Genomic DNA, 23,002 nt, shown 5'->3' with positions numbered 1-23,002 from the left:
CCGGGTCGGGGTTAGTTCGAGAGACCGAGGGCGGTGAACACTTTATTCCAGTCCCCCGCGAGCAAATTCCAGCACCACCCGAAGGCGATCAGCACACAGAATCCGACCGCCAGCCACCGACCGGCGCGGTATCGCGGGCCGGTGGCCGGCGGCATCGTGAGTGCGGCCGCGGCGTAGAGCATCACGAACGGCATGACCGGCACGTGGTACCGGGAGTGGGCGAACACCAGCGTGTGAACGCCGCACACGAACGCGATGAGCAGGAGGACGAAGGCGTGAACGCGGCCGTCGGTCGGCGGGCGGGTGGCCGCCCCGAACGCCCCGGCGAACAGGACGAACACGTAACTGCCACACACCGCGACGGCGAGGGCGCACAGGGCGGGGAGCGGGACGGGGCCGAAGTGGCCGAGCTTCGTCGCCGCGATAAGCTCCCGATCGAGACCCCAGAAGTCGAAGAATTTAATCGCGTCCCGGCGGGCCGTCAGTCCGGGTTGTTCAAAGATGAACCGTACCGCTTGCTTCATCGCGAGCTGATCGACCTGCCCTTGCGTCGTGGCCGTCCATTCCCCAGGGTGCCGGGCCTTCAGCACGGCGATCCACTCCCGGTCGCCGGTGATCGAGATCGCGTCCCACGACCGGTACATCGGGGTGTGTTCGTAGTTGCCCATCATGAAGTTCCGCCCGCCCATGCAATCGACCGGGATGAACACCTGATGGACGCGGGTGTTGCGGACCGCCCAGGGGGTCAAGACGGCGGCGAACGGGACGGCGAACGCGAGCACGGCCAACGCCCGCCGGGCCGCGCCCCCCCTCCAGGTAACGAGCAAGAACAGGCCGAGGATCGGCGCGAACGGGTACAGGATGCTCCGCGTCAGCGCGCCCAGGGCGAGCAAAACGCCGGCGGCCACCAGGCCGCGGGGGTCGTCCCGCCGTAAGGCCCAGACCGTCGCCAGCGCGCCCGCGACGGTCCAGAAGGTGAACAGCACCTCCGTCAGGATCAGGTTGTTGTACCCCAGGAACGTCGGGTAGAACGCGAACAGCCCGGCCGCCCAGAGGCCTGCCCGCGGGCCGTACACGAGCCGGCCCAGGTTGTACATCAGGACGCAAATTCCCAGGCTGAGGACCGCCTGGGTCAGCCGGACGGCCGAGAAGTTGTCCACCCCGGCGACTGCGTACACGGCTGCGATCATCGCCGGGTACAGCGGCGGGCGGAGGGAGGTGGGAACGCCGGGGCGGTACGCGTACTCGCCGGTGACGGCGATCTGCCGGCCCAGTTCGACGTAGTCCTTCTCGTCCGCGATCCGCGGTTCGACGCCGACGAAGCCGACCCACAACACCAGCCGGAGGGCGAACCCTGCGGCGAGGATAGTTAGGAGCGGTCGCGGCCAGAAGGGCGCGGGTGTTGGCATGTCGCTCATGGGAGTTACAGGGCGGGAGCCGCGTGCGCGAGCCGTTCGCGGGACCGGGGCGGGCCGGCTTTCTCCCGCCGGGCGATGTTTTCCGACAGCTTCGGGTGCGGCACCAGGAACGGCCCGATCGCCAGGTAGTCGATGTTCCCGAGCAGGAAGGCCCGGACCGCGTCCTCCGGCGAGCAGATGATCGGCTCCTCGTGCATGTTGAAGCTCGTGTTGATGACGACCGGGATCCCTGTCCGGGCCTCGTACGCCTTCAGAATGCGGTAGAAGCTCGCGTTCGTCCGCTCGCTGACCAGCTGCGGCCGGGCCGTGCCGTCCACGTGGACGGCGGCCGGGCAGAGCCGCTTCATCTTCTCCGTGCAGTCGAATGTGACGGTCATGAACTCGGCCGCCTTCTCGGCCCCGGCGAGATTCTTGAACAGTTCCGGCCCGGCCTCGGCCAGCGCCGCCGGGGCGAACGGCATGAACTCCGTCCGGCCGAGCTGCTGGTTGAGCCACTGGTTGACTTCCGGCTCCGTGGCAGGGTACAGCACGGACCGGTTCCCCAGCGCCCGCGGGCCGTACTCCATCCGCCCCGCGAACCGGCCGACGATGGCGTTCTGGGCGAGCAACTCGCCGACCTGGTCCTCCACGTCGTCGTGCCGCTCGTACTTGAGACCGGCCGCGTCCAGGGCCTTCCGGATATCGGCGTCCGAGTAGTCCGGGCCGTAGTACACGTTCTCCAGCGGCCCGCGGGCGACCTTGTCGTGCCCGAACACAAGCATGGCGGCCCCGGTGCCGCACCCGCCGTCCCCCATGTTCGGGTAGATGAACACCCCCTCGACGCCCGGCAGCTCCTTCACCCGCTGGTTGAGCTTCACGTTCGCGTTGACCCCGCCGGACATGACCACGCGGGTCATCCCCGTCCGCTTCAGCCAGTACGCGATCGTCTCGGCTGTCACCTCCTCGAGCACCCGCTGGTAGGCGGCGGCGATGTCCCGCTTGGCGAACCGGCCGGCCAAGGCCCGGCAGAACAGGGCGTTCAACCCGGCCCGAATCTTGATGTCCCCGTCCTTGCACTCGAACCGCTCCCGCAACACGGCTCGCAGGTGCTCCGGGTTGCCGTAGGCCGCCAGCCCGACGATCTTCCCCTCGTGGCGGCTCGGCTTGAACCCCAGCCCGCTGGTCACCTGCTCGTAGAAGTGGCCCAGCGAGTTCGGGAACGCGAACCGGTGCAGCGGCCGGAGGCCCTGGGCGTCTCCGACGTACACCCCGCCGCAGCACCCGGACCCGTACCCGTCCAGCGTGACGACCAGGGCCGACTCGTACGCGGACGCATAGAAGCTGTTCGCCGCGTGCGTGTCGTGGTGGTGGAACCGCCGCAGCTTGCCGGTCAGGCCGTACTTGGCCAACCCGGCGTCCAACTCACGGTTCCACCGCTCGTGGTCGGCCGCGGCCGCCGCCACCCACGCCCGGAACTCCCGGCGGTGGGCCGCCCAGTCCAGTCGCGGCACGCGGGCGGTCGTCCGGTACGCCAGCCTCTTCCACCACGCCTTCCGGGGCATGAACTCGGACGCTTCGGTCGTCAGCCCGTGAATGCGGACCGTGCGGTCGAGGGCGTACCCCGACTCGGCCCGGCCGAGCGCCCGGAGGGACGGGGCCGTGCATCCCGCGGAATGGGCGTCGGCGTCCGCCGCCTGGGCCGCCCGCATCAGCCGTGCTTCCTCGGCGGCGTCGAAGAACGCATACGCGACCGCGTCGATGGACGCCGGGTCCCACCCGGTCCGCTTCAGCCCCAGGTCGAGGGCGCGGTACGGGAACCCGTCTTGCAACTTGACGCGGGACAACCGCTCCTCGCCGCAGGCGAAGACCACCCGCCCGTCTTCCATGAAGGAAACGGTCGAGTCCTTGTCCAACGGGCTAATTCCGAGAACGCGCATGATGTTCTTCCAGGAGAGTGGCGATTTCGGTCACGGTCGCCGGTCGGAATTCCGGCCACTGGGCGAGACAGCCGAGTGCTTCGTCGAGGTTGGCCAGCACCCGTGCCCGGTCGGCCGGCGTGCGGGTGAACGTGTTCCCCCCGGCGATCAGGGAGGAACTGTGCAAGCAAATGTCGATCGTCCGCGGGCGGGCCCGGCGGAGGGATCGGAGGAACCGGGCCGGCCGCTGGCCGAGCGGTGTCTCGACGTTCAGCCAGGACTTCCGCACGACGCCCAGTCGGTCCAGCACGCCGATCAGCCGGAGGTGCCGCAGCGGCGAGTGGGCCACGAGTTCGTGGACCCGGTGCCAGAACCCGAACGGCCGGCGGGAGTACGCCAGGGTCAGCGGGATTTCCCACAGCGGCGGGTCGCCGGGCCGCCGCGGCGGGAGTCGCCGGGGGTCGAGCCGCCGGTGCCGGTAGTCCGGCGCGCCGTCGTCCGGCCAGGAACTGAACGGGAGAATCGAGGCGTCCGCGACGACCCCCTTGTCCCGCAGGAAGTCCTGAATCGCCGGGCCGGTCGAGTACCGCCCGCCGCGGAAGCTCGTCGGCCGCAACCCGTGCCGGGCGAACAGGTCGTACACGGCCTCCAACTTCGCGCGGGCCTCCGCCGGCGGCAGGTTGTGCAGGAACGTGTCCCGCGGCCGCACGGGGCCCGACCCGGTGAGCGGCGGCGTGTTCCACGGGTGGATGTGCATCCCAATCTCCACCCCCGGTCGCGCGGCCAGGTCGAGCACCACGGCCCGCGCCACCGGGTCGGCCAGCACGGCGTAGTTCACGAAGTACGTCACCGACGCCCCGTGCCGGGCGCACACCGCTTGCAATTCGGGCAGGCGGGCGATGTTCTCCACGCCCGGCCGCTCGGTCGGGTACGCGCCGTCCCAATCCCATTCTTCTTCGGTATCGACCGTCACCGCGTAGGGCGTATAAGCGGTCGGGTCTACCAGGCCCATGCGACTGTCACCCGCTCGGTTAGGGGGAGGTTTCCGGACGGACCGGGTCAGATCTTCCACAGCGGGTTCACCGGCGACGGCTGGACGTTGAAGAACTGGTACAGGCCGGGGATGTGGACGAACATCAGCGCGAAGAACGCCACCACGCACACCGCCAGGAACACCATCAGCCCCCGCTCCTTGTACAGCTTCTCCGGGTTCTGGGCCGCGCTGTCCGGCTTCAGGGCGACGTACATGTAGAAGCACACGAACCCGGCCACCAGCGGGGTCATGAGCATCAGCTCCAGGTGGTAGCGGATGATGAACACCCCGAGGAACAGGGCGAACATCGCCACGTACCCGAACAGGCTGACGAGCAGCTTGTTCTCGTCGTAGTACCGGAACGAGTTCCGGTACGCCGCCGCCCGCTCCTTGTCCCCGATGTACCGGTACTCGGCGAACCGCTTCGCCCCCATGAAGAACGCCCCGATCATCCAGTACGCGATCAAAAGCGACACCGGCGGGACCTCCCCGGCCGTCACCGCGAACCACCCGAGCAACAGCCGGATCGGGTTGTTCACCGACTCGCTCAGCACGTCGATGTACGGCAGCTCTTTCGTCCGCACCGGCGGGATGTTGTAGACGAGGCCCATCACCAAGAGCGACAGCCCGGTCCAGAAGAACGGCATGTTGATGAGGCTCGCGAGGCCGAGGCCGGCCACGCCGAGGAGGATCCACTGGGCGTACCCGGCGGGCAGCCAGATGCGGCCGTCCGCGGCCGGGCGGTTCTGCTTGCTCGGGTGCAGCCGGTCCCGCGGGGCGTCCAGGATTTCGTTGATCGTGTAGTTGCTCGACGCGATCAGGCACGTCGCGGCCACGGCCAGGGCGATGCTCGCCAGCGCGGCGACGGTGAACAACTGCGGGTAGTAGAAGAACGCGAGCAGGACGCCGAGCGCCATGAACACGTTCTTGAACCAGTGGTCCGGCCGGGCGATGGACGCGTAGTCCTTGAGCACGCCGAGGGCCGACCGCCGCGGGGCGGGCGGGGCCTCGCGGACGACGACGGCCGGGGCGGTCAATTCCTGGAGCGTGGGCATGGTACCAGTCCTCAAACGGCGCAGGCCGGGGTGATGGTCGGGGTGAACGGCGGGGGCGTGTACGGCGAGTTCGCCGTCAGGTAGCGCTCGGCCCAGTCGCCGAGGATGAGCAGGGACCACAGAATCTTCCCGAGGCCCCGTGCCCCGCGCTGGTGGCGGGCGAACAATTTCGCCACCTCGCGGCGGTCCAACAACGAGCTAACCGCCCCGTTCGGGGCCAGCACGATGTCCGTGAACCGGTCCCGCAGCGGCCCCTTCAGCCACTCGCCGACCGGGACCTCGAACCCGTGCTTCGGCCGGTCGATCACGTCGCTCGACAGCGACCGCCGGGCCACCTGCTTGAAGATCCACTTCGTCTCGCCGTTCCGCACCTTGAACCGCGACGGCACGCGGGCGGCGAGTTCCAACAGCTCGTGGTCGAGCAGCGGCGGCCGGGCCTCGACGCCGGCGGCCATCGTCGCCCGGTCCACCTTCACCAGGAAGTCGTCCGGCAGGACCGTGCTCACGTCCGCCGCCAGCATCCCGGCGAGCGGGTCGTTCGGGCACGTCCCCTGGTGCGCCAGCCGGACCGTCAGGCCGGGGTCGTACCCGACCAGCCGGGCGACCACGTCCGGGGCCATCAGGCTGCGGCGGAGCGGCTGGCGGCAGAGCGAGATCGAGTTCGCGTGCGCCGCCGCCGGGTCCATCGACAGGTGCGTCAACGCCCACTTCAACCGCAGCGGCCGGGGCAGCCACGCCGTCTGCGGCCAGATGCTCGCGATGGGGCCGACGACGCCCTGGCGGAACCACTTCGGCAACATGTGCCGGACGGCCGATTCGCGGAGGTCGTGGGCGTACCGCGAGTACCCGCCGAACGCCTCGTCCCCGCCGTCGCCGGTGAGGACGACCTTCACGTCGCGGGCGGCGGTGCGGGCGAGCAGGAACGTCGGCACGGCCGCCGGGTCGGCGAACGGCTCGTCGAAGCACTGCGTCAGCCCGTCGAGCACCCGGCCGGAGTCCGGGATGAGCACCCGCTCGCTGTGGGCCGTGCCGAAGCTCTCGGCCACGGCGCGGGCGTAGGGTAGCTCGCTGAACCCGTGCTCCTTGAACCCGATCGAGTACGTCCGCAGTTGGCCGTGGTACTGCCGGCTGGCGGCGGCGATGACGGCGCTCGAGTCGATGCCGCCGGACAGGAACGCCCCGACCGGCACGTCGGCGATCATGTGCGCCTTCACCGTCTCGTCGAACTTCGCCTGGATCGCCTCGACCCACTCCTCGCTCGTCAGCTTCTCGTCCGGCTCGAACTTCAGCCGCCAGTACGACCGCGGGGCCGACTCCAGCCGGCCCGGTTCGAGCAGCAGCGTGTGGCCGGGCTGCAGCTTCGTGACGCCCTTGAAGATCGACCGCGGCCCCGGCACGTTGCCGTAGGTGAGGAAGTCTTCGAGGGCGGCGTGGTCGATCTCCGGCCGGAAGCCGGGATACGCGAGGATGGCCTTCGGCTCGGACGCGAACAGGAGTTTCTCGCCGTCGCGGTAGATGTACAGCGGCTTGATGCCGATCCGGTCGCGGGCGAGCAGCATCCGCCGGCGGCGGCGGTCCCAGATGGCGAACGCGAACATGCCGCGGAGGTGCTCGACCATCTTCTCGCCGCGGTCCTCGTACAGGTGGACGAGGACCTCGGTGTCGCTGCGGGACTTGAACGTGTGCCCGGCGGCTTCGAGTTCGGCCTTGAGCTTTTCGTAGTTGTAGATTTCGCCGTTGAAGACGACCTGAACGGAGCCGTCCTCGTTGCCCATCGGCTGCGCGCCGCCGCCGATGTCGATGATGGACAGGCGGCGGTGGATGAGGCCGACGCCGGCCTCGGCCCGGAGGCCCTCGCCGTCCGGCCCGCGGGACACGATGGCCTCGCTCATGGCCCGCAGGGCGGCGTTATCCGGAACTTGGGCGCTGTTCGCGAAGAAAACACCGGCGATCCCGCACATCTGGTAGGTCTCAGGGGGGAAAAGCGGAGGGCGGGGCGAGGGTTACGGCGTCGGTCGGGGACGCGGTCTGGGGATGTCGTCGCCGTCCAAGCGTTCGTCGGAACCGACTGTTGGGTCGAGGTTTACGGACTCCGTCCCCGTGGGTTACGCCGCCCGTGGGGGTGGGCCGCACCTGCTTCGGGGAGGCGTCCGCCGCCGCGGTCGGGGGTCGGGTCGCCGAAACTTGGAACTACGGTGTTAAATTAAAGTTGATGACGTGCCACACCAGTCGGGAGGCGTGTTTTTGATCTGTCGGGAGTTGCGGGAGGCGGCGTGTGCGGGATTGCCTGACAGGATTGGTGATGAACCGGCGATTCTGGGAGTGGCCGACGTGTCGTTCGTTCGGGATGTTGAACTTCGACGGGAAGGTGAGGGCAATTGCGGCAAGAGTAAGGGTCAACGAGTGATGATTCCGACCACCGCCGCGGCCGCCGCCAGGCCGGTGACGACCGCCAGACGCTTGGCCCGGCGGATGGCGATCGCCTTCTGGGAGGTCGGCAGGGACCAGTCGTCCGGAACCTCGGCCCGAGTGACGGACACCGCCGGGGGCGGGGCGGCCTCGCCGGGGTTGGCTTGCCACCACGTCCGCGACCAGCCGAAGTTCAACATCAATACCACGGGCCGGCAGAGGGACCGGGTTCGGAACTCACCGAGGGTCCGCACGACGTGGGCGAAGAACCATTCCGCCCGTTCGAGGAGTGCCGCCCGGTCCCGCCCGGTCGTGTGCTTCACCGCGTACTGAAAGACTTCAACCTTTCGCATGTCTTGGGCGGCCCAGGTCTCAGTCGGGAACTGGACCGCGGCCGGGCGGTCCAGCACCAGCCGCTCGTTCGCGGCCATCCACGCCGCGTAGTGCAGCAGCGTCTGCCGGGCGTGGGCGTACCCCCGGTCTGTCTCGCCCAACTCGGCCTTGTGGTCGAGGTACTCGCCGACCGCCTGGAGGTGCATGGTGTAGAACCACCGATGCTCGGCGTTCAGCAGGTCGAGGGCGTCCAGGTCCTGCCACGGGTGGGCCACCCGCCGGATCAACTCCTCGGCCTTGTCGAGCAGCCGCCGATCGCCGGTCAGTCGGTGGCCGACGACCAACGCGAGGATCGCGTTCGCGGTCGCCCGGCCGGGGCCGTGGTACCCGGCCCGGGACTCCGTTAACAACCCCGAGGGGATGTTCGCCAGGAGTCGGAACCGGGCCTGCGGCTTATCGAGCCGGTGGACGAACCAAGCCAGCCCGGTCGCCGCCTCCCGGTAGAGCGGATTGCCGGTCAGGAAGTGGGCGAGCATCAGTCCCTGGGCGTAGACGTGGGACGCGCTCGGCCCGCCGCTGGCCCCGTCCAGGCCGGGGTCGTTCGACCGGCGGAGCGACCGCGGGTAGGTCCGGTGGGTGCCGGTGTCCGCGTCCGAGTAGTGGGCCGTACACCAGAATAGCCCGCCGTTGTACGCCGCCTTGTCCCCGGTGGTGTGGTAGATGTCCACGTCGCAGGTGTGGTCCGCGGCCGGGACGAGCAGGTCCCACCACCGCGGGTCGGACGACCGGAGGAACTGCACCGCGCACCCGCGAACCACGTCGAACTGGTTGTTGTAATGCGAGACAAGGGCTTCCGGCCCGTCGTGGCGGACGGCCTCGTGGTCGGCGTACACGTCCCCGAAGTTCCGCCACCCGTACTCGTCGATGACCTCTCGCTTGGCGAAGAACGTGTCCGGTCCCTCGATCGCCTGATCGACGAGTCGCTTGTAGGCCGTGTTCTGGTCCGCGGCGGCCGGCGTCAGGTACGGGACGGCCTCGGCGGCCGCGTACCATTCCGGGTCGGCATGCGCGAGCGTCGGGGTTCGCGCCCACGCGAGCGGGTCGTCGGTCACCTCGTCCCGGTCTAGCGCGACGTAAAAGACGTGCGTCTTCTGTTCCCCGCCTTGCAGTTCGTACGGCGCGGTGGATTGACGGGGGAACAACCCCAACGCCCACCCGTCGGAATCGGCCGCGACCGCTTTCGGGAAGTTCTCCCAGAAGTACGGCATGGTCACGCCCAGGGTGCGGCCGCCCCGCGCGACCGTCACCACGGGCGTGGCCCGTAAGCCGGCCACCGTGGTCCCGTCGGCCGTCACTTGGTACCCGCGGAACCGGTGCGGCACGACCCGGTCCCGGTTCAGGTGTGTGTGGTGCTTCCAGTTCTCCCCGCCGCTGGAGTCCTGGTATAGTTCGATGCCGGCCGGGTACGCGCGGGCCGGCTGCCCGCGCTCCGCGGAGCAGCTCACGACCGCCGGGCCGGACGCCGTCAGGAACCGGGCCGCGACGGTGAGGTCGCGGAGGTCCGTCGAGCCTGCCCCGCCCAGGTCCCAGTTGCCGCCGGGGTGGCCGGCCGCGCGGGTGTTTCGCAGGGTCAACTGGACCCGGACCACGGGCGTGGATGGGAAGAAGTCGATGTGTCCGAAGGCCGTCAACCCGTCGGGCAGGTCGGCCGACGTGAACCCGATGCGGGTGCGCACGGGACCGCTTTCAAGAGCCTTCGCCTCGAAGCGGGGGTGGAACGGGCGGCCGTCGCCCAACGCCCCGCGGAGGAGGACTTCCGCCACCGGACCGGCGGCCGACCGCGCCGTCACGAGTGTTGTGCCGCCGACTTCCACCCGTAACCCGCCGGCCACGGCGGCGACGGGTCCGGCAGACGGGCGGTCGTCGAGCGGCGGCGAGTCCACGGCCCGGCCGGACCGGACCTCGATCCGGGCGTCCCCGTCCCCGGTCGTCGCGAGGAAGTCGAACAAGCACCACCGGACGCTCCCGTCCGACCACCGGTCTAGCACGGCTGCTTGTAGCGGTCCCGGTTGGCCGTCCGGGCCGAGGAACCGGAATTGGTCCACGGATCGAACCGCCCCGCGGGGCCAGGGCAACCCCCACGTTACCGGTTCCCCGCGGCGGACGGCCGGGTCCGCCGTCCGGAGCCGCACGGCCACGGTCAGCGCCTCCGACTCCTCGTGGTAAATTGCGGGCGTCTTGCTCGGGTAAGTAATGGTCATGCGGTTTGAAAACCGGTCAAATCGGTCCAGACGAATCGATCGAACATTAACCCGCGGGAAGGCCGAACAGCTTGGCCGCTTGCGGGACGAGGGCCGACCAGTCGAAGTTGTTCACGACCCACTCGCGGCCCCGCCGCCCCATCCGGTCGCGGCCGGCGGGGTCACCCAGCCACGCGATCACGACCTCGGCCAGCCGGTCCGGGGTGGTGCAGTCGATCACGACGCCGGTGTCGGTAGTCATCGTCTCAGCCGTCCCGCCGGACTGGCCGGCGATGACCGGCTTTCCGCACGCCTGGGCTTCCAACAGGACGATCCCGAACCCTTCCACGTCGCACCCGGCCCGGCGGTTCGCTAGCGCGAACACGTCGCACTGCTGGTAGCACTCGACGAGTTCGCGGTCCGCCGGCGGGCCGCGGAACTGGACCGCGTCGCGGACGTTCAACTCGTCCGCTAGCCGTTGGAGCCGGGCCAGCTCCCACCCCTCCCCGCACACCGCGTACAGCACGCCGGGGAAGGCCCGCCGGACGGCCGGCAGGGCGCGGATCATCGTGTCCTGGCCCTTCCGCTCGGACAGCGCCCCGACCGTCAGCACGACCGGCCGGTCGCCCCAGCCGAGGCGGTCGCGGACGGCCCGGTCCCGCGGGGCCGGGGTGAACGCGGTCGCATCCACGCCGGGGTGGAGGACGGTGATGCGGTCCGCGGGGACCTGCCAGTCGGCCAGCAGCATGTCCCGCGTGTTGCGGCTGTTCGCGATCACGTGGGCGGCCCCGGCGAAGCTCCGCCGGGCCATCCACCGGACCTGCCGGCTGGCCTGGGCGATCGTGAGTTCCTCCCCGTGGACGTACAGCCAATACGGCGGCCCGCCGACGGCCCGGAGCATCCGGGCGACGAACCCCTCCGGCACGCACCGGGCGCAATGCATGACAGAGGGGCGGGTGGCCCGGACGACTCGGCCCACCGCGCGGGCCGTCCGAACGTAAGTCTTGACGCCGCGGGGGCCGACCACGCCCCAGTTCGTGAACCGCAGGGGCACGCGGGTGATAGGTAACTCGTGGGTGCGGTCGAACGCGGCCGCGTCCGGCGTGTCGTGGGCCGCGACGTGGACCGAACCCGCCGGGAGCCGCCGGTACAGCTCCCAGAACCAGCGGCCGCTCCCGCCGCGGGTGGGAGGGAAGATGTCCGTGACGAGGAGGATCATGCGGGCGTCGAGGGGCGTCCGGGGACGAGTTGGCGGTAGGTTTCGATCACGTTCCGGGCGTGCGGCTCGAGCGCGAACAGGTCCCGGCAGCGGGCCGCCCCGGCCGCGCCGAACGCCGCCCGCTCCGCCGGGTTCGCGATCAGCCGGGCGAGCGCCGCGGCCAGTTGGGGCGGCGACTTCGGCGGGACGAGCAGGCCAGTTCGTTCGGCCGCGACCATCTCCGGGATGCCGCCCACGTCCCCGCCGATGACCGGCAGGCCGAGGGCCATCGCCTCCAGCGTCGCGTTGCCGAGCGGCTCGACGTGCGACGGGACGACGGCGACATCGGCCGCGGTCAGCCAGTCGGCCACGTTCTTCTGGAACCCGACGAACTTCGCCGGGCAGCTCTCGGCCGCGGCCAGTTTTTCCATTTCCGCCCGGTACGCCCCGTTCCCGGCGAGGTCGTCGCCGACGATCACCAACTCCGCCGCCGCGCGGGCGGCGGCCGGCAACAGGCCCCACGCCCGGATCAGGTCGGCGACGCCCTTCCGCTCGATGATCTGCCCGGCGAAGAGGACGATGACTTTGTCCGCCGGCAACCCGAGCTGGCGGCGGACGGTCAGCCGGTCGGCCGCGGTCGGGACGGGCGACAGCGGGAGGCCGTCGTACAGGACGCCGCGGGCGGACGCGGCGAGGGTCGGGGACGCGGCGCACATCTCGTCCATGAGCGCCCGCGACACGAACACGTGCCGCTCGGCCCCGAACTTGTTCATCCAGTCGATGGCGGTGCCGGGGAACGGGAACCGGTGGTGGCAGACCCGCGGCAGCCCGACCCGCCGGGCCGCGTCCGCGACCATGGCGTGCGTCGGCAGGTCGTTGCCGTGGATCAGGTCCGGCTTCTCGTCCGTCAGAATCCGGATCAGCCGCCGGCGGGCGAGCCAGTACAGCGGGTAGTCCCACTTCCCGGTGAACCGCATCCGGGCGACGACGCACCGCAGCCCGGCCTTGCGGTAGCGGTCGAGGACCGGCCCGGCCTGGGCGACGAGCATGAACACGTCTTGGCCGGCGGCCGTCAGTCCGAGGGCCGTCCGTTCCGCGGCGACTTCCGCCCCGCCGACGAACGGGGCCCACGTCGCGAAGCAGACCTTCAGCGGGCGATCCGTCGGGGTCATGCCTGCGCCCCGGTCGGGAGGACGCGGGCGGCCCGCGCCCACGCCAGCGTCAGGGCCAGCGCCCGGTCCCGCGACACCGGCGACCGGAGGCCGAGGACCTGCTCGGCCTTCGTCCGCCGGACCTCGACCCGCGTGAGGTCGAACAGGAAGTCCTCGGCCGCGGCTACCGGCTCCGGCTGGTACACGAACGGGGTGTCGATGCCCAACGCCTTCGTGACCACCCGCTTCAGCGGCGGCACGGCCTCCAGCGTCGCCTTCCCGGCGGAGTAAATCGGTTCCGCCTTCAGCACCCGCTTGGTCAGTCCCCACATCTCCGGAGAAGTCACGACCCGGCCGAACTCCCGGAACGGCGTCAGCGCCCACCCGAACGGGTTGCGGCGGGCCGGCGGGTTGAGCCGGGCGAACTCCTCGTCCGAGACGAACCGCAGCGGCCGGCCGGCGGCGTTGGCGAAGAACCCGTAGAAGTCCGCCCAGGTCAGGTCGTCCCCCTCGCTGATCGTGAACAGCTCCCCCTTCACCCGGTCGGCCGGGGCGGCCAGCGCCCGGACCATCGCCTCGACGACCGTGTCCACGTACACGGTGCTGCACGGGATGCTCGCGGCCGGGCCGGCCAGGACTAGCGACCCGTCCATCAAGTGGGTGAGCGGACGGGTGGTGAAGATGGTCGAGTTCGGGCCGTACACGTTCGCCAGCCGCAGGGTGGTGGCGCACAGCCCGCGGCCGATGGCCGACTGGATTTCCCGGTCGGCCTCGGCCTTGCTCTCGGCGTAGTCGTTACCCGGCGGCGGGGCCGGCGGGGTGGTGTCGTCGATCACGCCCGGCCGGGACAGGTCGTGGACGGCGAACGTGCTGACGTGGACGAACCGCCCGACCCCGGCCGCGAGCGCGGCGTCGGCCAGCCGCTTCGTCCCGCCGACCGTCACGTCGAAGATTTCCTTTCGGTTCCCCCAACTCGTGCCGATGGCGCAGTGGACGACGGCGTCGCACCCCTCGACGAACTTCGCGGCGTCCGTCGTGCCGTTGAGTTCGCCGACCACCATCTCGACGGGCAGCCGGCAGAGGCGGCTCGCGCGACCGGGGTTGTGGACCAGCGCCCGCACCTGCCACCCGTCGCGGAGGGCGAGGACCTCGGCCAGCCGCCCGCCAATGAACCCGGTCGCGCCGGTGATGAGCACCCGCTTCGGCTTCCCGGTCCCGGTGTGGACGCCGGCCGCGGGCGTCAGCCCCTCCTCGACCCACGGCTCCGGCAGCCGGTTCGCGGTCCGGGCGTAGCAGTCGGAGATGATCTTCAGCGACGGCAGCACGGTCGCCCCGTCGAGCTTCGGCGGCGCGCCGGTCCGGATCGCGTCCAGCCAGTCGTTGAGTAGGACGCGGAACCCCTCGAACGAATGCGGTTCCGGCTCGCCGGCCCACCCGGCGTGCATCTCGAACGCCCGCGGCTCGCCGGTCTGCGGGTCCACGGCGGCGACGCCGTCCGGGATGACCCGCACCTTCGTCCGTTCGCCGGACATGAGTTCCAGCGTGCCCCGCTCGCACCGGACGCGGTACGAGTTCCGCAGGTTCCGGCTGCGGCTCAGTTCCACCCGCCCGTCGATCGGCCGGCCCTTGTACTGAAGCCGCAGCCGCACCTCGCAGTCGGACTCGACCTGCCCGCCGCGGTCGTTGTCCCGGTAGTCGAGGACCTCGCCCGGCCCGTCGAACAGGGCGACCAGCCGGTCGAACGTGTGCGACCCGTAGTCGATGAGCACGCCGCCGCCGGCCAGGTCCTTCCGCATGTTCCCGAGGGTGGCGGTGGGCCAGTTGTAGACCTCGCCGTCCTCGGCGTCGAACGACAGCGGCGCGCCCAACAGCTCGGCGTCGATCAGTGCCCGCATCAGCCGGGTGGCCGGGAACAGCCGGCGGAACACGCTGACGGACAGCGCGACCCCGGCGTCGGCGGCCGCCCGGACCATCCGCTCGGCGTCCTCGTGCCGGGTCGCCATCGGCTTCTCGACGAGGACGTGGAACCCGCGGCCGGCGAGGTCGATGGCGGCCGGGGCGTGGTGGAACGGCGGGGTGCAGACGATCGCCGCGTCGGCGAGGTCCCGCGTCAGGGCGGCCATGTCCGTGAGGACGGTGCGGACGCCGTAGGCGGCGGCGATCTCGCGGGCGCGGGTCGGGTCGCGGTCGATCACGGCGGCGATCTCGACGCCGGGGTGGCCGGCGAGGATCGGCATGTGCAGTTCGCGGGTGGCGGCCCCGGCCCCGACGAGGGCGATGCGGACCTTCTGGCCGTCCCGCGGGCGGGCGGGGGCGACGCGGGGCGTCGTCGCGGAAGGGCGGTCCAACACGGCGGTCGATGAACTCATGATCCAACCTTAGGAATGCGATTCGAGGAGGACTTGCGGGGCCGGGCCTGGCCGGGCGGTGAGCGTTCGGTACAAGTCGCGCAACCGGCGGAAGCTCACGGCCGGGTTGAACCGCTCGGCCACCCGCCGCTTGGCGGTGTCACCCAGCGCCGCCAGCCGGGCAGGGTGGTCGATCAGTTCGCGGGCGGCCGCGATCAGCGCCGGCACGTCCGCGTTCTCGACGATCCGCCCGGTGTCGCCGACGACTTCGGCGACCGACCCGCCGCGGTAGCCGACGACCGGCTTGCCGAGGGCCATCGCCTCGCACACGCTGTTCCCGAACGTCTCGTACTCGCTGGTGCTCACGAACAGGTCGATGCCGTGGTAGAACGGCTCCACGTCGTCCAGGTTGCCGAGCCACCGAAACCGGTTTCCCAACCCGGACGCCGCGATGTGCTGGAGCACCTTCTCACGGTACGGCTCGTCGCCGGGCATGGCGTCGCCGGCCAGCACCCCGCGGACGCGGGGGTTGTCGCGGGCGAGGGCGGCGACCAGGTCGATGAACTCCTCGACTCGCTTCCGCGCCCGGAGGGCGCACGCCTGGCCGATCACCAGATCATCGGGACCGAACCCCCACGCCGTTCGGGTCGCGGCTCGGGTGTCGTTGACCCCGAACGTCGCGAGGTCGAGGCCGAGCGGCAACACCTCCTGCCGGTCCTCGGGAACGACTCCGCGGATGGCGTCGGCGCAGTCGGCCCGCTGCTGGGCGGAGGTCCACAGCAGCGCGTCCGGCCACTTGCGGCCGCCGAACGCCCAGGTCGCGAACCCCGGCTCGACCTTGTACCGGACGTGGCAAACCATCGGGCGGGGCAGGAACCGGCGGAGGAGGCTGGCGAACGGGTAGACGTTGTGCTCGTTGCAGTGGATCACGTCGACCCGATGCTTCCGTGCCCACCGTGCCAGCCGCCACGCCTGCCAAAGGGCCGGGACGGGCCACTTGCGGTTGGGCCACGTCATCGGGCTGCTGGTGTGGGGGACGCCGTACGCGGCCAGCCAGGAGAGGAACTTACTACCGGGCGGGGTGACGACGCACGGGTGAACGCCCTCACTCGGGGCCAGCCGGAGCCAGCTCTGGAGGATGCGGATGGTGCCGCCGAGCGTCGGGTTGTCCGTGAGGAAGAGGACGTTCATCCCCGGTCCTCGGAATTTGCAGCAGCAAATTCCCCGAGCTGTTTCCGGGGGTCGGCGGCGAGCAACTTGGTCTCGACAAAGTCCAGGATTCGTTCGGCGGCCCGGCCGTCCCCACACGGGTTCGGCGGGGCCACGGCCGCCGGCTCGACGCGGAGGGCGGCCAGCGTCTCGTCCCGGATGTGGTTCCCGTCGTTGCCCACCAGCCGCACGAGGCCGGTCGTCAGAACCTCCGGCCGCTCCGTGTTCTGACGGGTGACCAGAACCGTCTTGTTGAGTGACGGGGCTTCTTCCTGAATGCCGCCGGAGTCGGTCACGATGACCCGGCTCCGGTGCATCAGGTCGATGAACGGCAGGTAGGACTGCGGCGGGATCAGGTAGACGCGGTCCTGCTTGCCGAGGACGGCGTTGACCGTCCGCTGCACGTTCGGGTTCAGGTGGACCGGGTACACGACGGCCACGTCCGGGTTGCCGCGGGCGATGCCCAGCAGCGTCCGGCAGAGGCTCTCCAAGTGCTCGCCGTGATTCTCCCGGCGGTGACCCGTCACCAACACGAGCTGCTTGCCGGCGAGCACGGCCGGGTCGAACCCGACGTAGCCGGGGTCGCGGTCGGACAGCTTCCGGACGGCGAGGAGGACGGCGTCGATGGCCGTGTTCCCGGTGACCTTGACGTTCGCGGCCGGGACGCCCTCGCGGAGGAGGTGGGCCTTCGAGTCGGGGGTCGGGGCGAAGTGCCACGCGCACAGCACGTCGATGAGCCGGCGGTTCATCTCCTCGGGGAACGGGTTGTCCCGGTCGCCGCTCCGCAGCCCGGCCTCGACGTGCCCGGCCGGGATGCGGTGCCAGAACGCGGCCTGCGCCGCGGCCAGGCAGGTCTGCGTGTCCCCGTGGACGAGGACGGCGTCCGGCCGGTACTCCCGGAAGCACCCGCTGAGCAGGGTGAGCAGCCGGGCGGTCAGGGCGTCCAGCCCTTGCCCGTCGGCCATGGCCTGGAGGTCGAGGTCGGGCCGCAATCCGAACGGGTCCAGGCCGTGTTGCAGCATGTCGCGGTGCTGCCCGCTGGAGCACAGGACGACCCGCAACCCCGCCCGCCGCCGGCCCTCCAGCACGACCGGGGCCATCTTGATGGCCTCGGGCCGGGTGCCGATCACGCACAGAATGGTCTTCACGAAACGCCTGCCAACTTAGAGTTCAGGGGCTGGGCCGGTCGGGGGTTGGTGTGGCCGGGCGGCACGGGTTGCGCGGCCCTGTAGAAGTCCGTCGTTCGGGCGGCCACGCGCTCCCAGGTGAACTGCCCGAGAACCTTCTGCCGTGCTTGGCGGCCGAGCCGCTCCCGGCGAATGGGGTCGGCGACCAACTGGGCGACGGCCGCCCCGAACGCCTGCGGGTTCCCGTACTCGACAAGGAGCCCGGTTTCGTCGTGGGCGATCAAGTCCGGAATCCCCCCGATGTTCGTCCCGACCAGCGGCAGCCCGCACGCCATCGACTCCAGGCCGGTGATGCTCGTCGCCTCCTTGAGCGACGGGAGGACGCCGAGGTCGGCGGCGGCGTACAGCCGCTGCATTTCGGCGTTCGGCACCGCCCCTAGGAACCGGGCCTTCCGGCCGAGCGGGGACCGCTTGATCGCGCCGGCGGTCTCCTTCTCGTAGGTGTCGGTCGTGTGCGGCTGGTTGCCGGCGAACAGCACGGTCGTCCGGTCCGCGACGGCGGCGAGTTCCCGCAACCCGTGCGCGAAGTCGATGACGCCGTTCTTCGCCACGAACCGCCGGGCGCACAGGATGACGACCTCGTTTTGCGGGATCCGCAGTTCCTGCCGAACCCGCTGGCGGAGGGCCGGGTCGGGCTTGAACCGGTCGGCATCGACCCCGTTCGGAATGAACCGGACCTTATCCGCCGGGGCCTTGCATTGGATCACGCCGTCGGCCAGTTCCTGGCTCGGGGCCAGCACCCCGTCGTACATGGCGAACCGCCGGACCCAACCCTCCGGCACACCGTCCTCTTCCATGTCTTGGAGGAACCCGGACGTGTGGTTGGTGAACAACCGGGTGACAGGACCACCGGCGAACTCGGCGAGGTAGTGCCCGTAGTCGCAGTCGTGGACGTGGAGGACGTACGGGCCGGTGTCGAACCCGCACAGCCGCGGCAGGTCTTTGGCGAACCGGCGGAACCGCCAGAACCGGCCCTTGCCGCCCGGCCCTGCGGAAAGCGGTAGCCTGACCGCCTTCACCCCGTCCTGCTCGGTGGCCTGCACGCCCCAGCCGGTCGGCGTGAACCCGACGACCCGAACCACGTGCCCCAGCCTCTGCAGGCCGCGGGCGAGTTCGTGGACGTGAGCGGCCACCCCGCCGATGCTCGGCAGGTAGTCGCTGCTACAAACGGCCACCTGGAGCGGCACGGACGACGGACCGGACACGGGCGTTCCTCACGAGGGTTAGGCGGTGGCCGCGAAAACGAAGAAGTCGGCGGCCGACGTGGGTTGGCCGTCCGCGAGGGGCGGCGGGTAGGCGTTCGGGATGCGGCGGACGAGCTTCCACCCCGGGCGGTTCCGAGCAACCCAGTCTGTGAACCGCCGGTGGCGGACGTGAGCCGTGGGGTACTCGTCATGGTCAGTCGAGTAAACAATCACGTACCGCCCGGCGGACCCGAACAGGGCCGCCATGTACGCCTCGAAGATGGCGTCTTCGACGAGGTGGTAAATCACATCGATCGACAGTGCCACGTCCGACTGGAACAGGTGGTGGTTGTCCACGAAGCAGAACGGATCGAACAGGAAGAAACTCTTGGTCGGGTCGTTCGGGAACCGCTGGCTGGACACCACGACTGCGGCCGGCGACACGTCCAGGCCGATGTACCGCGGGTACTTCCCGAGCGACAGTTGATGACCGTCTCCGCACCCGAACTCGACAAGCGAGGTGATCCCGAATTCCTCTACCAACCCATTCAGTACTTGGGCCTTGAACTCAGCCAGCCGTCCGTAGGACCCCTCGCCCGAGTTGCCACCCGTTCGATACCGCTGATCCCAGTACACGGGCGACCCTGGGAACGACCCGCCGTGCCCCCGCCCGAGTAGTCTTGCCCACAACGACTGGACTTGCGAAAGTAAGCCACGCATGGCAGGTTCCGTGTTGCTGATGTTCAGACGGTGACCACGTCGGTGGACGAGTTAGGTCTTCGAGAGCTGGGCACTTCGGGATACATTCGACAAACAGTCAGGGCCGGCGCGCTTGTTGGGAGCCCCGCCCCTTATCCGCGTTCGATCGATTCGATCTTCCAATCAAAGATCGGCGAGACGACGCCGGCGCGGCGATCGTTTCGCTTGGTACGGATACATCCCGCCTCGGTCACGTCAAACGACAGGGCATCGTGTTGGGCGTCGAGCGTCTCTTGGTTGATGATTTGGGCCAGGAAAGACACGGCGTATGTTGTGGGTGACAACAAGTTCCTGGGAACCGTGCAGACCGAGCGATACCGGCCCGCGGGCCGCACTTTGTCCGGCCATCCGGCGGAATCACAGTCCATAGTTGACAGCACCGGCAAGCCTTCGTGATTTCGCAGGAATAGCCAGACATCGAAGTTGGGTGTCGCCCGCAATACGTCATACTCAACGACGATCCGGAACGGTTCGCCGGCCGGTACGCTTCCGGTAACGGCACCGCTCGCCCCGATCACCTCGGCGCGAGTCAGGACCACTTGCTTCGCCGGCGGCGGCGCGTTCTTCGGCCGCTCCCAGCGGCCGCCCTGGGACTGGTTGTCCCGGAGGTAGGCCGGGATCACGTCGTCCACCGGGCCGTCCGCCACGACCTGGCCGCGGCGGAGGTGGATCGCCCGGCTGCACAGGCGGTGGATCTGACCCAGGTTGTGCGACACGAAAATGATCGTCCGCCCGCCCTCGGCGACCTTCCCCATCTTGGCCATGCACTTCTTCTGGAACTCGGCGTCGCCGACGGCCAACACCTCATCCACCAGTAGCGTGTCGAGGTCGAGGTGCGCCGCCACCGCGAACGCGAGCCGGACGTACATGCCGGACGAGTACCGCTTCACCGGCGTGTCCAGGAACTGGTCGATTTCCGCGAACGCGACGATCTCGTCGAACTTCCGATTGATCTCTCGCCGCGTCATCCCCAGGATCGAGCCGTTGAGGTAGATGTTCTCCCGGCCGGTCAGCTCCTGGTGGAACCCGGTCCCGACTTCTAACAGGCTGCCCATCCGCCCGCGGACGACGGCCCGGCCGCTGGTCGGCTCCGTGATACGCGACAGAACCTTCAGCAGCGTACTCTTGCCCGCCCCGTTCCGGCCGATCAGCCCGACGACCTCGCCGGGCCGGATGTCGAGGCAGACGTCCTTCAACGCCCAGAACTCCTTCGGGGCGGCCCCGGCCGCGGGCCGCGGGGACCGCCACGCGGCGGCCTTCGACATGATCGTCTCGCGGAGCGTGCGGTACCCGCCGGGCGACTGCGTGCCGAGCACGTACCGCTTGGACAGGCCCTCGATCTGGACGGCCGGCTTCATGGCAAGCGAACCTCGGTCTGGGACCCGGTGCCGGCGCGGCCGGCGGACTCGACCTTCAAAACCCCGGCCCCCAAGACGGTGACGAAGTACGGGGCTTCCAGGCCGGGGATGGTGACGAACTGGGCGGTGAATACGAACCCGACGGTGGCCGCGATCACCATCCGGGCGACCGCCCGCGCGAACGGGTCACCGACCGGGTTGGCGGCGCGGGTGAGGGGCCAGAGGAGGACGACCGGGATGACGAAGTAGGCCAGTAGCAACCCGGCCCCGACGACGCCGATCTCCGCGGCCACCTGAAGCCAGGTGGTGTGGGCCTCCTTGAACGGGGTCAGGCCGAACGACTGGGCGTAGATCGGGAAGTGGTGCGGCCCCAACCCCAGGACCGGGTTGGCCGTCGCCTCGCGGATGCAGATCTCCCACATGTCGAGCCGGCTCTCGGCCGACGAGTCCCGTTGCGTCTCGCCGACGAACGCCGACTCGAACCGCTTGACCACCTCGGGGCCGGTCGTCAACGCCAGCCCGAGCAGGCAACCGGCGAACAGGGCGTAATGCTTCAGCCGCTTCGGGACGAGGACGAACGAGAGCGTGCCGACGAGGATCAGGCCGAGCATCGCCCCCCGCGAGAAGGAGAACAGGACGGCGTGGGCCAGCAACGCGACGGCCCCGCCGGCGAGGGCGGCTTCCCACCACCAGTTGACGCCTAAGGCGAGGAAGGTGCCGAGGCCGATGATCGTGACGAACGCGATCCCGTTGCAGTTGTTGTCCACACCGCCGAAGCCGAGTTCGTGGAGCCGGTTAAACCCGGAGAAGTAACTCAGGTTCAGGTCGTAGGCCACGTACCCGTAGCTCAACAGGATGACCCACGCGAGTTGCCGAATCCGCTCGTAGGAATCGATGAGGGTAATCGCGACGACGCACGGGATCACGACTTTCGCTTGGGCCTCGACCCAATCCCAGGCCACGGCCGGCACGGCCGCTTGCGTCGCGGACAGTACGTTCCAGGCCAAGTACCCGATGAGGCTGACGACGACGGGCGTGGCCCGCCCGAGCCGCCAATCCCCGCACCCGCGGATGGCCCACCCGACGAGCAAGCTGACGGCCAAGACCTTACTGTAGTTCCCTTGCGGCACCGACCAGTACCACAGCCCCACGCCGGGCCGTAGGATCGCGAAACTGATGTAAATCAGGAGACCCACGAACGGGTAGAAGATCGCGACGGCGGCTCCGCCGTAAGCCATCAAGTACGTAAAGAGTAAGCCGAGGGCCATGTCTCGTCCGAACATCGTTCCGTTAGATCGCGTCGGCGAAATGCTGCTCGACGCGACGGTAGTAAAGCACGCCGGCGGCAAAGACCGCGGCCCCCACGACGCCGGAGATGCCCAGGGCGTACCAATCGAGCGGGCCGCCGAGCACGGCACTCCGGAAGTTCAAGATCAGCCCGTAGGCCGGGTTCAGCGGTAAGACGGCCCGCGAGGTCGGCCCGAGGGCTTCCGCCGGCATGTAGATGATCGGCGTCGCGAACATCCAGAACTGCATACAGAACGGCACGACGTACCGGAAGTCCCGATATTCGACCGTCAGGGCTGCCAACAAGATGCCGACGCCGAGGGCGGCGACCGCCAACAACGCCACGAGGGCCGGTAGCAGTAAGACGCCCAGCCCCGGCAGCACGCCGAAGTACAGCATCGCCAGGGCCAGCAGCCCGCACCCGACGCCGAGGTCCACGAGGCCGACCGCGGCCGCGCTAACCGGGATGATGAGCCGCGGGAAGTACACCTTCGTCACCAACCCCTGGTTGCCGATGACGCTGCCGGCCGCGGCCGTGAGCGCCCCGCTGAAGAACCCCCACGCGAGTAGCCCGGCGAGCACGAACAGCGGGTAGTGCTCGACGCGGTCCGCGATCCCGCCGACCTTCGCCAGGAACAGGCTGAACGCGGCCATCATCGCCAGCGGCTGCAACACCACCCACGCCACGCCCAGGGCCGTCTGCTTGTACCGGACGGCCACGTCCCGCCACGCCAGGATCAGGAACAGTTCGCGGTACCGCCACAGCTCCCGGAGGTCGAGCAGCCGCCAGCCCGGCCGCGGCTCGATGACCGTTTCCACCGGCTCCGGCGGGGTCGGGTCGGCCGCCGGGGCCGAGTTCTCCGGGGCGCGGGCGGGCGCGGGTATCGCGTCAACAGGACTCACGAACGCTCCTCGTCTGGGGGCGGGGATCGCAACCG

General features: G+C 69.8%; 16 protein-coding genes. All 16 read right to left on the bottom strand.

Annotated elements, in window-relative coordinates:
* Positions 1-11 precede the first annotated feature (11 nt).
* The 16 genes from AC5JJ2_RS01730 to AC5JJ2_RS01655 all read right to left on the bottom strand — a co-directional run bounded on the left by AC5JJ2_RS01730 (position 12) and on the right by AC5JJ2_RS01655 (position 22,967).
* Positions 12-1,409, bottom strand: coding sequence for an ArnT family glycosyltransferase (locus AC5JJ2_RS01730; RefSeq protein WP_495856241.1), 1,398 nt, complete (start codon positions 1,407-1,409; stop codon positions 12-14).
* A 14-nt stretch (positions 1,410-1,423) separates the two neighbouring features.
* Positions 1,424-3,334, bottom strand: coding sequence for a carbamoyltransferase family protein (locus tag AC5JJ2_RS01725; RefSeq protein WP_495856240.1), 1,911 nt, complete (start codon positions 3,332-3,334; stop codon positions 1,424-1,426).
* Entirely contained in the window at positions 3,315-4,325 is a 1,011-nt protein-coding gene (locus tag AC5JJ2_RS01720) for a polysaccharide deacetylase family protein (RefSeq protein ID WP_495856239.1), read from the bottom strand. The genes AC5JJ2_RS01725 and AC5JJ2_RS01720 overlap by 20 nt, the downstream gene beginning before the upstream one ends.
* 47 nt (positions 4,326-4,372) lie before the next feature.
* A complete protein-coding gene (locus AC5JJ2_RS01715; protein WP_495856238.1) occupies positions 4,373-5,401 on the bottom strand; it encodes a UbiA prenyltransferase family protein in 1,029 nt (342 codons plus the stop codon).
* 11 nt (positions 5,402-5,412) lie between these two features.
* Entirely contained in the window at positions 5,413-7,362 is a 1,950-nt protein-coding gene (asnB, locus tag AC5JJ2_RS01710; protein WP_495856237.1) for an asparagine synthase (glutamine-hydrolyzing), read from the bottom strand.
* A gap of 435 nt (positions 7,363-7,797) precedes the next feature.
* The gene (locus tag AC5JJ2_RS01705; protein ID WP_495856236.1) at positions 7,798-10,404 is read right to left on the bottom strand and encodes an RIFT barrel domain-containing protein; all 2,607 of its coding nucleotides are present in this window, start codon (positions 10,402-10,404) and stop codon (positions 7,798-7,800) included.
* A 46-nt stretch (positions 10,405-10,450) separates the two neighbouring features.
* Complete coding sequence (locus AC5JJ2_RS01700) at positions 10,451-11,602, bottom strand: glycosyltransferase family 4 protein (protein WP_495856235.1); 1,152 nt, start codon at positions 11,600-11,602, stop codon at positions 10,451-10,453.
* Complete coding sequence (locus AC5JJ2_RS01695; protein WP_495856234.1) at positions 11,599-12,753, bottom strand: glycosyltransferase family 4 protein; 1,155 nt, start codon at positions 12,751-12,753, stop codon at positions 11,599-11,601. The genes AC5JJ2_RS01700 and AC5JJ2_RS01695 overlap by 4 nt, the downstream gene beginning before the upstream one ends.
* On the bottom strand, positions 12,750-15,101 hold the full coding sequence (locus AC5JJ2_RS01690; RefSeq protein WP_495856233.1) for an NAD-dependent epimerase/dehydratase family protein: 2,352 nt from the start codon (positions 15,099-15,101) through the stop codon (positions 12,750-12,752). The genes AC5JJ2_RS01695 and AC5JJ2_RS01690 overlap by 4 nt, the downstream gene beginning before the upstream one ends.
* 9 nt (positions 15,102-15,110) lie before the next feature.
* A complete protein-coding gene (locus tag AC5JJ2_RS01685) occupies positions 15,111-16,271 on the bottom strand; it encodes a glycosyltransferase family 4 protein (RefSeq protein WP_495856232.1) in 1,161 nt (386 codons plus the stop codon).
* Entirely contained in the window at positions 16,268-17,437 is a 1,170-nt protein-coding gene (gene wecB / locus AC5JJ2_RS01680; RefSeq protein WP_495856231.1) for a non-hydrolyzing UDP-N-acetylglucosamine 2-epimerase, read from the bottom strand. Before wecB ends, AC5JJ2_RS01685 begins: the two co-directional genes overlap by 4 nt.
* Positions 17,434-18,681 carry a glycosyltransferase family 4 protein gene (locus AC5JJ2_RS01675; RefSeq protein ID WP_495856230.1) on the bottom strand — a complete coding sequence of 416 codons (1,248 nt, stop codon included), beginning with the start codon at positions 18,679-18,681 and terminating at the stop codon, positions 17,434-17,436. The genes wecB and AC5JJ2_RS01675 overlap by 4 nt, the downstream gene beginning before the upstream one ends.
* Before the next feature lie 18 nt (positions 18,682-18,699).
* On the bottom strand, positions 18,700-19,203 hold the full coding sequence (locus AC5JJ2_RS01670; protein WP_495856229.1) for a class I SAM-dependent methyltransferase: 504 nt from the start codon (positions 19,201-19,203) through the stop codon (positions 18,700-18,702).
* A gap of 308 nt (positions 19,204-19,511) precedes the next feature.
* Positions 19,512-20,777: an ABC transporter ATP-binding protein gene (locus tag AC5JJ2_RS01665; RefSeq protein WP_495856228.1), complete on the bottom strand. Its 1,266-nt coding sequence runs from the start codon at positions 20,775-20,777 to the stop codon at positions 19,512-19,514.
* Positions 20,774-22,045, bottom strand: coding sequence for an O-antigen ligase family protein (locus AC5JJ2_RS01660; protein ID WP_495856227.1), 1,272 nt, complete (start codon positions 22,043-22,045; stop codon positions 20,774-20,776). The genes AC5JJ2_RS01665 and AC5JJ2_RS01660 overlap by 4 nt, the downstream gene beginning before the upstream one ends.
* A gap of 22 nt (positions 22,046-22,067) precedes the next feature.
* Entirely contained in the window at positions 22,068-22,967 is a 900-nt protein-coding gene (locus tag AC5JJ2_RS01655; protein ID WP_495856226.1) for an ABC transporter permease, read from the bottom strand.
* Between the last annotated feature and the right edge of the window lie 35 nt (positions 22,968-23,002).

The sequence above is a fragment of the Limnoglobus sp. genome (genome assembly GCF_059499385.1).
The sequence above is the reverse complement of the archived record's forward strand: the minus strand, read 5'-3'. Positions and strand labels throughout refer to the sequence as shown.

Bases quoted from the DNA above. Each gene is read 5' to 3' on its own strand.
- AC5JJ2_RS01730 (WP_495856241.1), bottom strand. From the start codon at position 1,409: ATGCCAACACCCGCGCCCTTCTGGCCGCGACCGCTCCTAACTATCCTC.
- AC5JJ2_RS01725 (WP_495856240.1), bottom strand. From the start codon at position 3,334: ATGCGCGTTCTCGGAATTAGCCCGTTGGACAAGGACTCGACCGTTTCC.
- AC5JJ2_RS01720 (WP_495856239.1), bottom strand. From the start codon at position 4,325: ATGGGCCTGGTAGACCCGACCGCTTATACGCCCTACGCGGTGACGGTC.
- AC5JJ2_RS01715 (WP_495856238.1), bottom strand. From the start codon at position 5,401: ATGCCCACGCTCCAGGAATTGACCGCCCCGGCCGTCGTCGTCCGCGAG.
- asnB (WP_495856237.1), bottom strand. From the start codon at position 7,362: ATGTGCGGGATCGCCGGTGTTTTCTTCGCGAACAGCGCCCAAGTTCCG.
- AC5JJ2_RS01705 (WP_495856236.1), bottom strand. From the start codon at position 10,404: ATGACCATTACTTACCCGAGCAAGACGCCCGCAATTTACCACGAGGAG.
- AC5JJ2_RS01700 (WP_495856235.1), bottom strand. From the start codon at position 11,602: ATGATCCTCCTCGTCACGGACATCTTCCCTCCCACCCGCGGCGGGAGC.
- AC5JJ2_RS01695 (WP_495856234.1), bottom strand. From the start codon at position 12,753: ATGACCCCGACGGATCGCCCGCTGAAGGTCTGCTTCGCGACGTGGGCC.
- AC5JJ2_RS01690 (WP_495856233.1), bottom strand. From the start codon at position 15,101: ATGAGTTCATCGACCGCCGTGTTGGACCGCCCTTCCGCGACGACGCCC.
- AC5JJ2_RS01685 (WP_495856232.1), bottom strand. From the start codon at position 16,271: ATGAACGTCCTCTTCCTCACGGACAACCCGACGCTCGGCGGCACCATC.
- AC5JJ2_RS01665 (WP_495856228.1), bottom strand. From the start codon at position 20,777: ATGAAGCCGGCCGTCCAGATCGAGGGCCTGTCCAAGCGGTACGTGCTC.
- AC5JJ2_RS01660 (WP_495856227.1), bottom strand. From the start codon at position 22,045: ATGGCCCTCGGCTTACTCTTTACGTACTTGATGGCTTACGGCGGAGCC.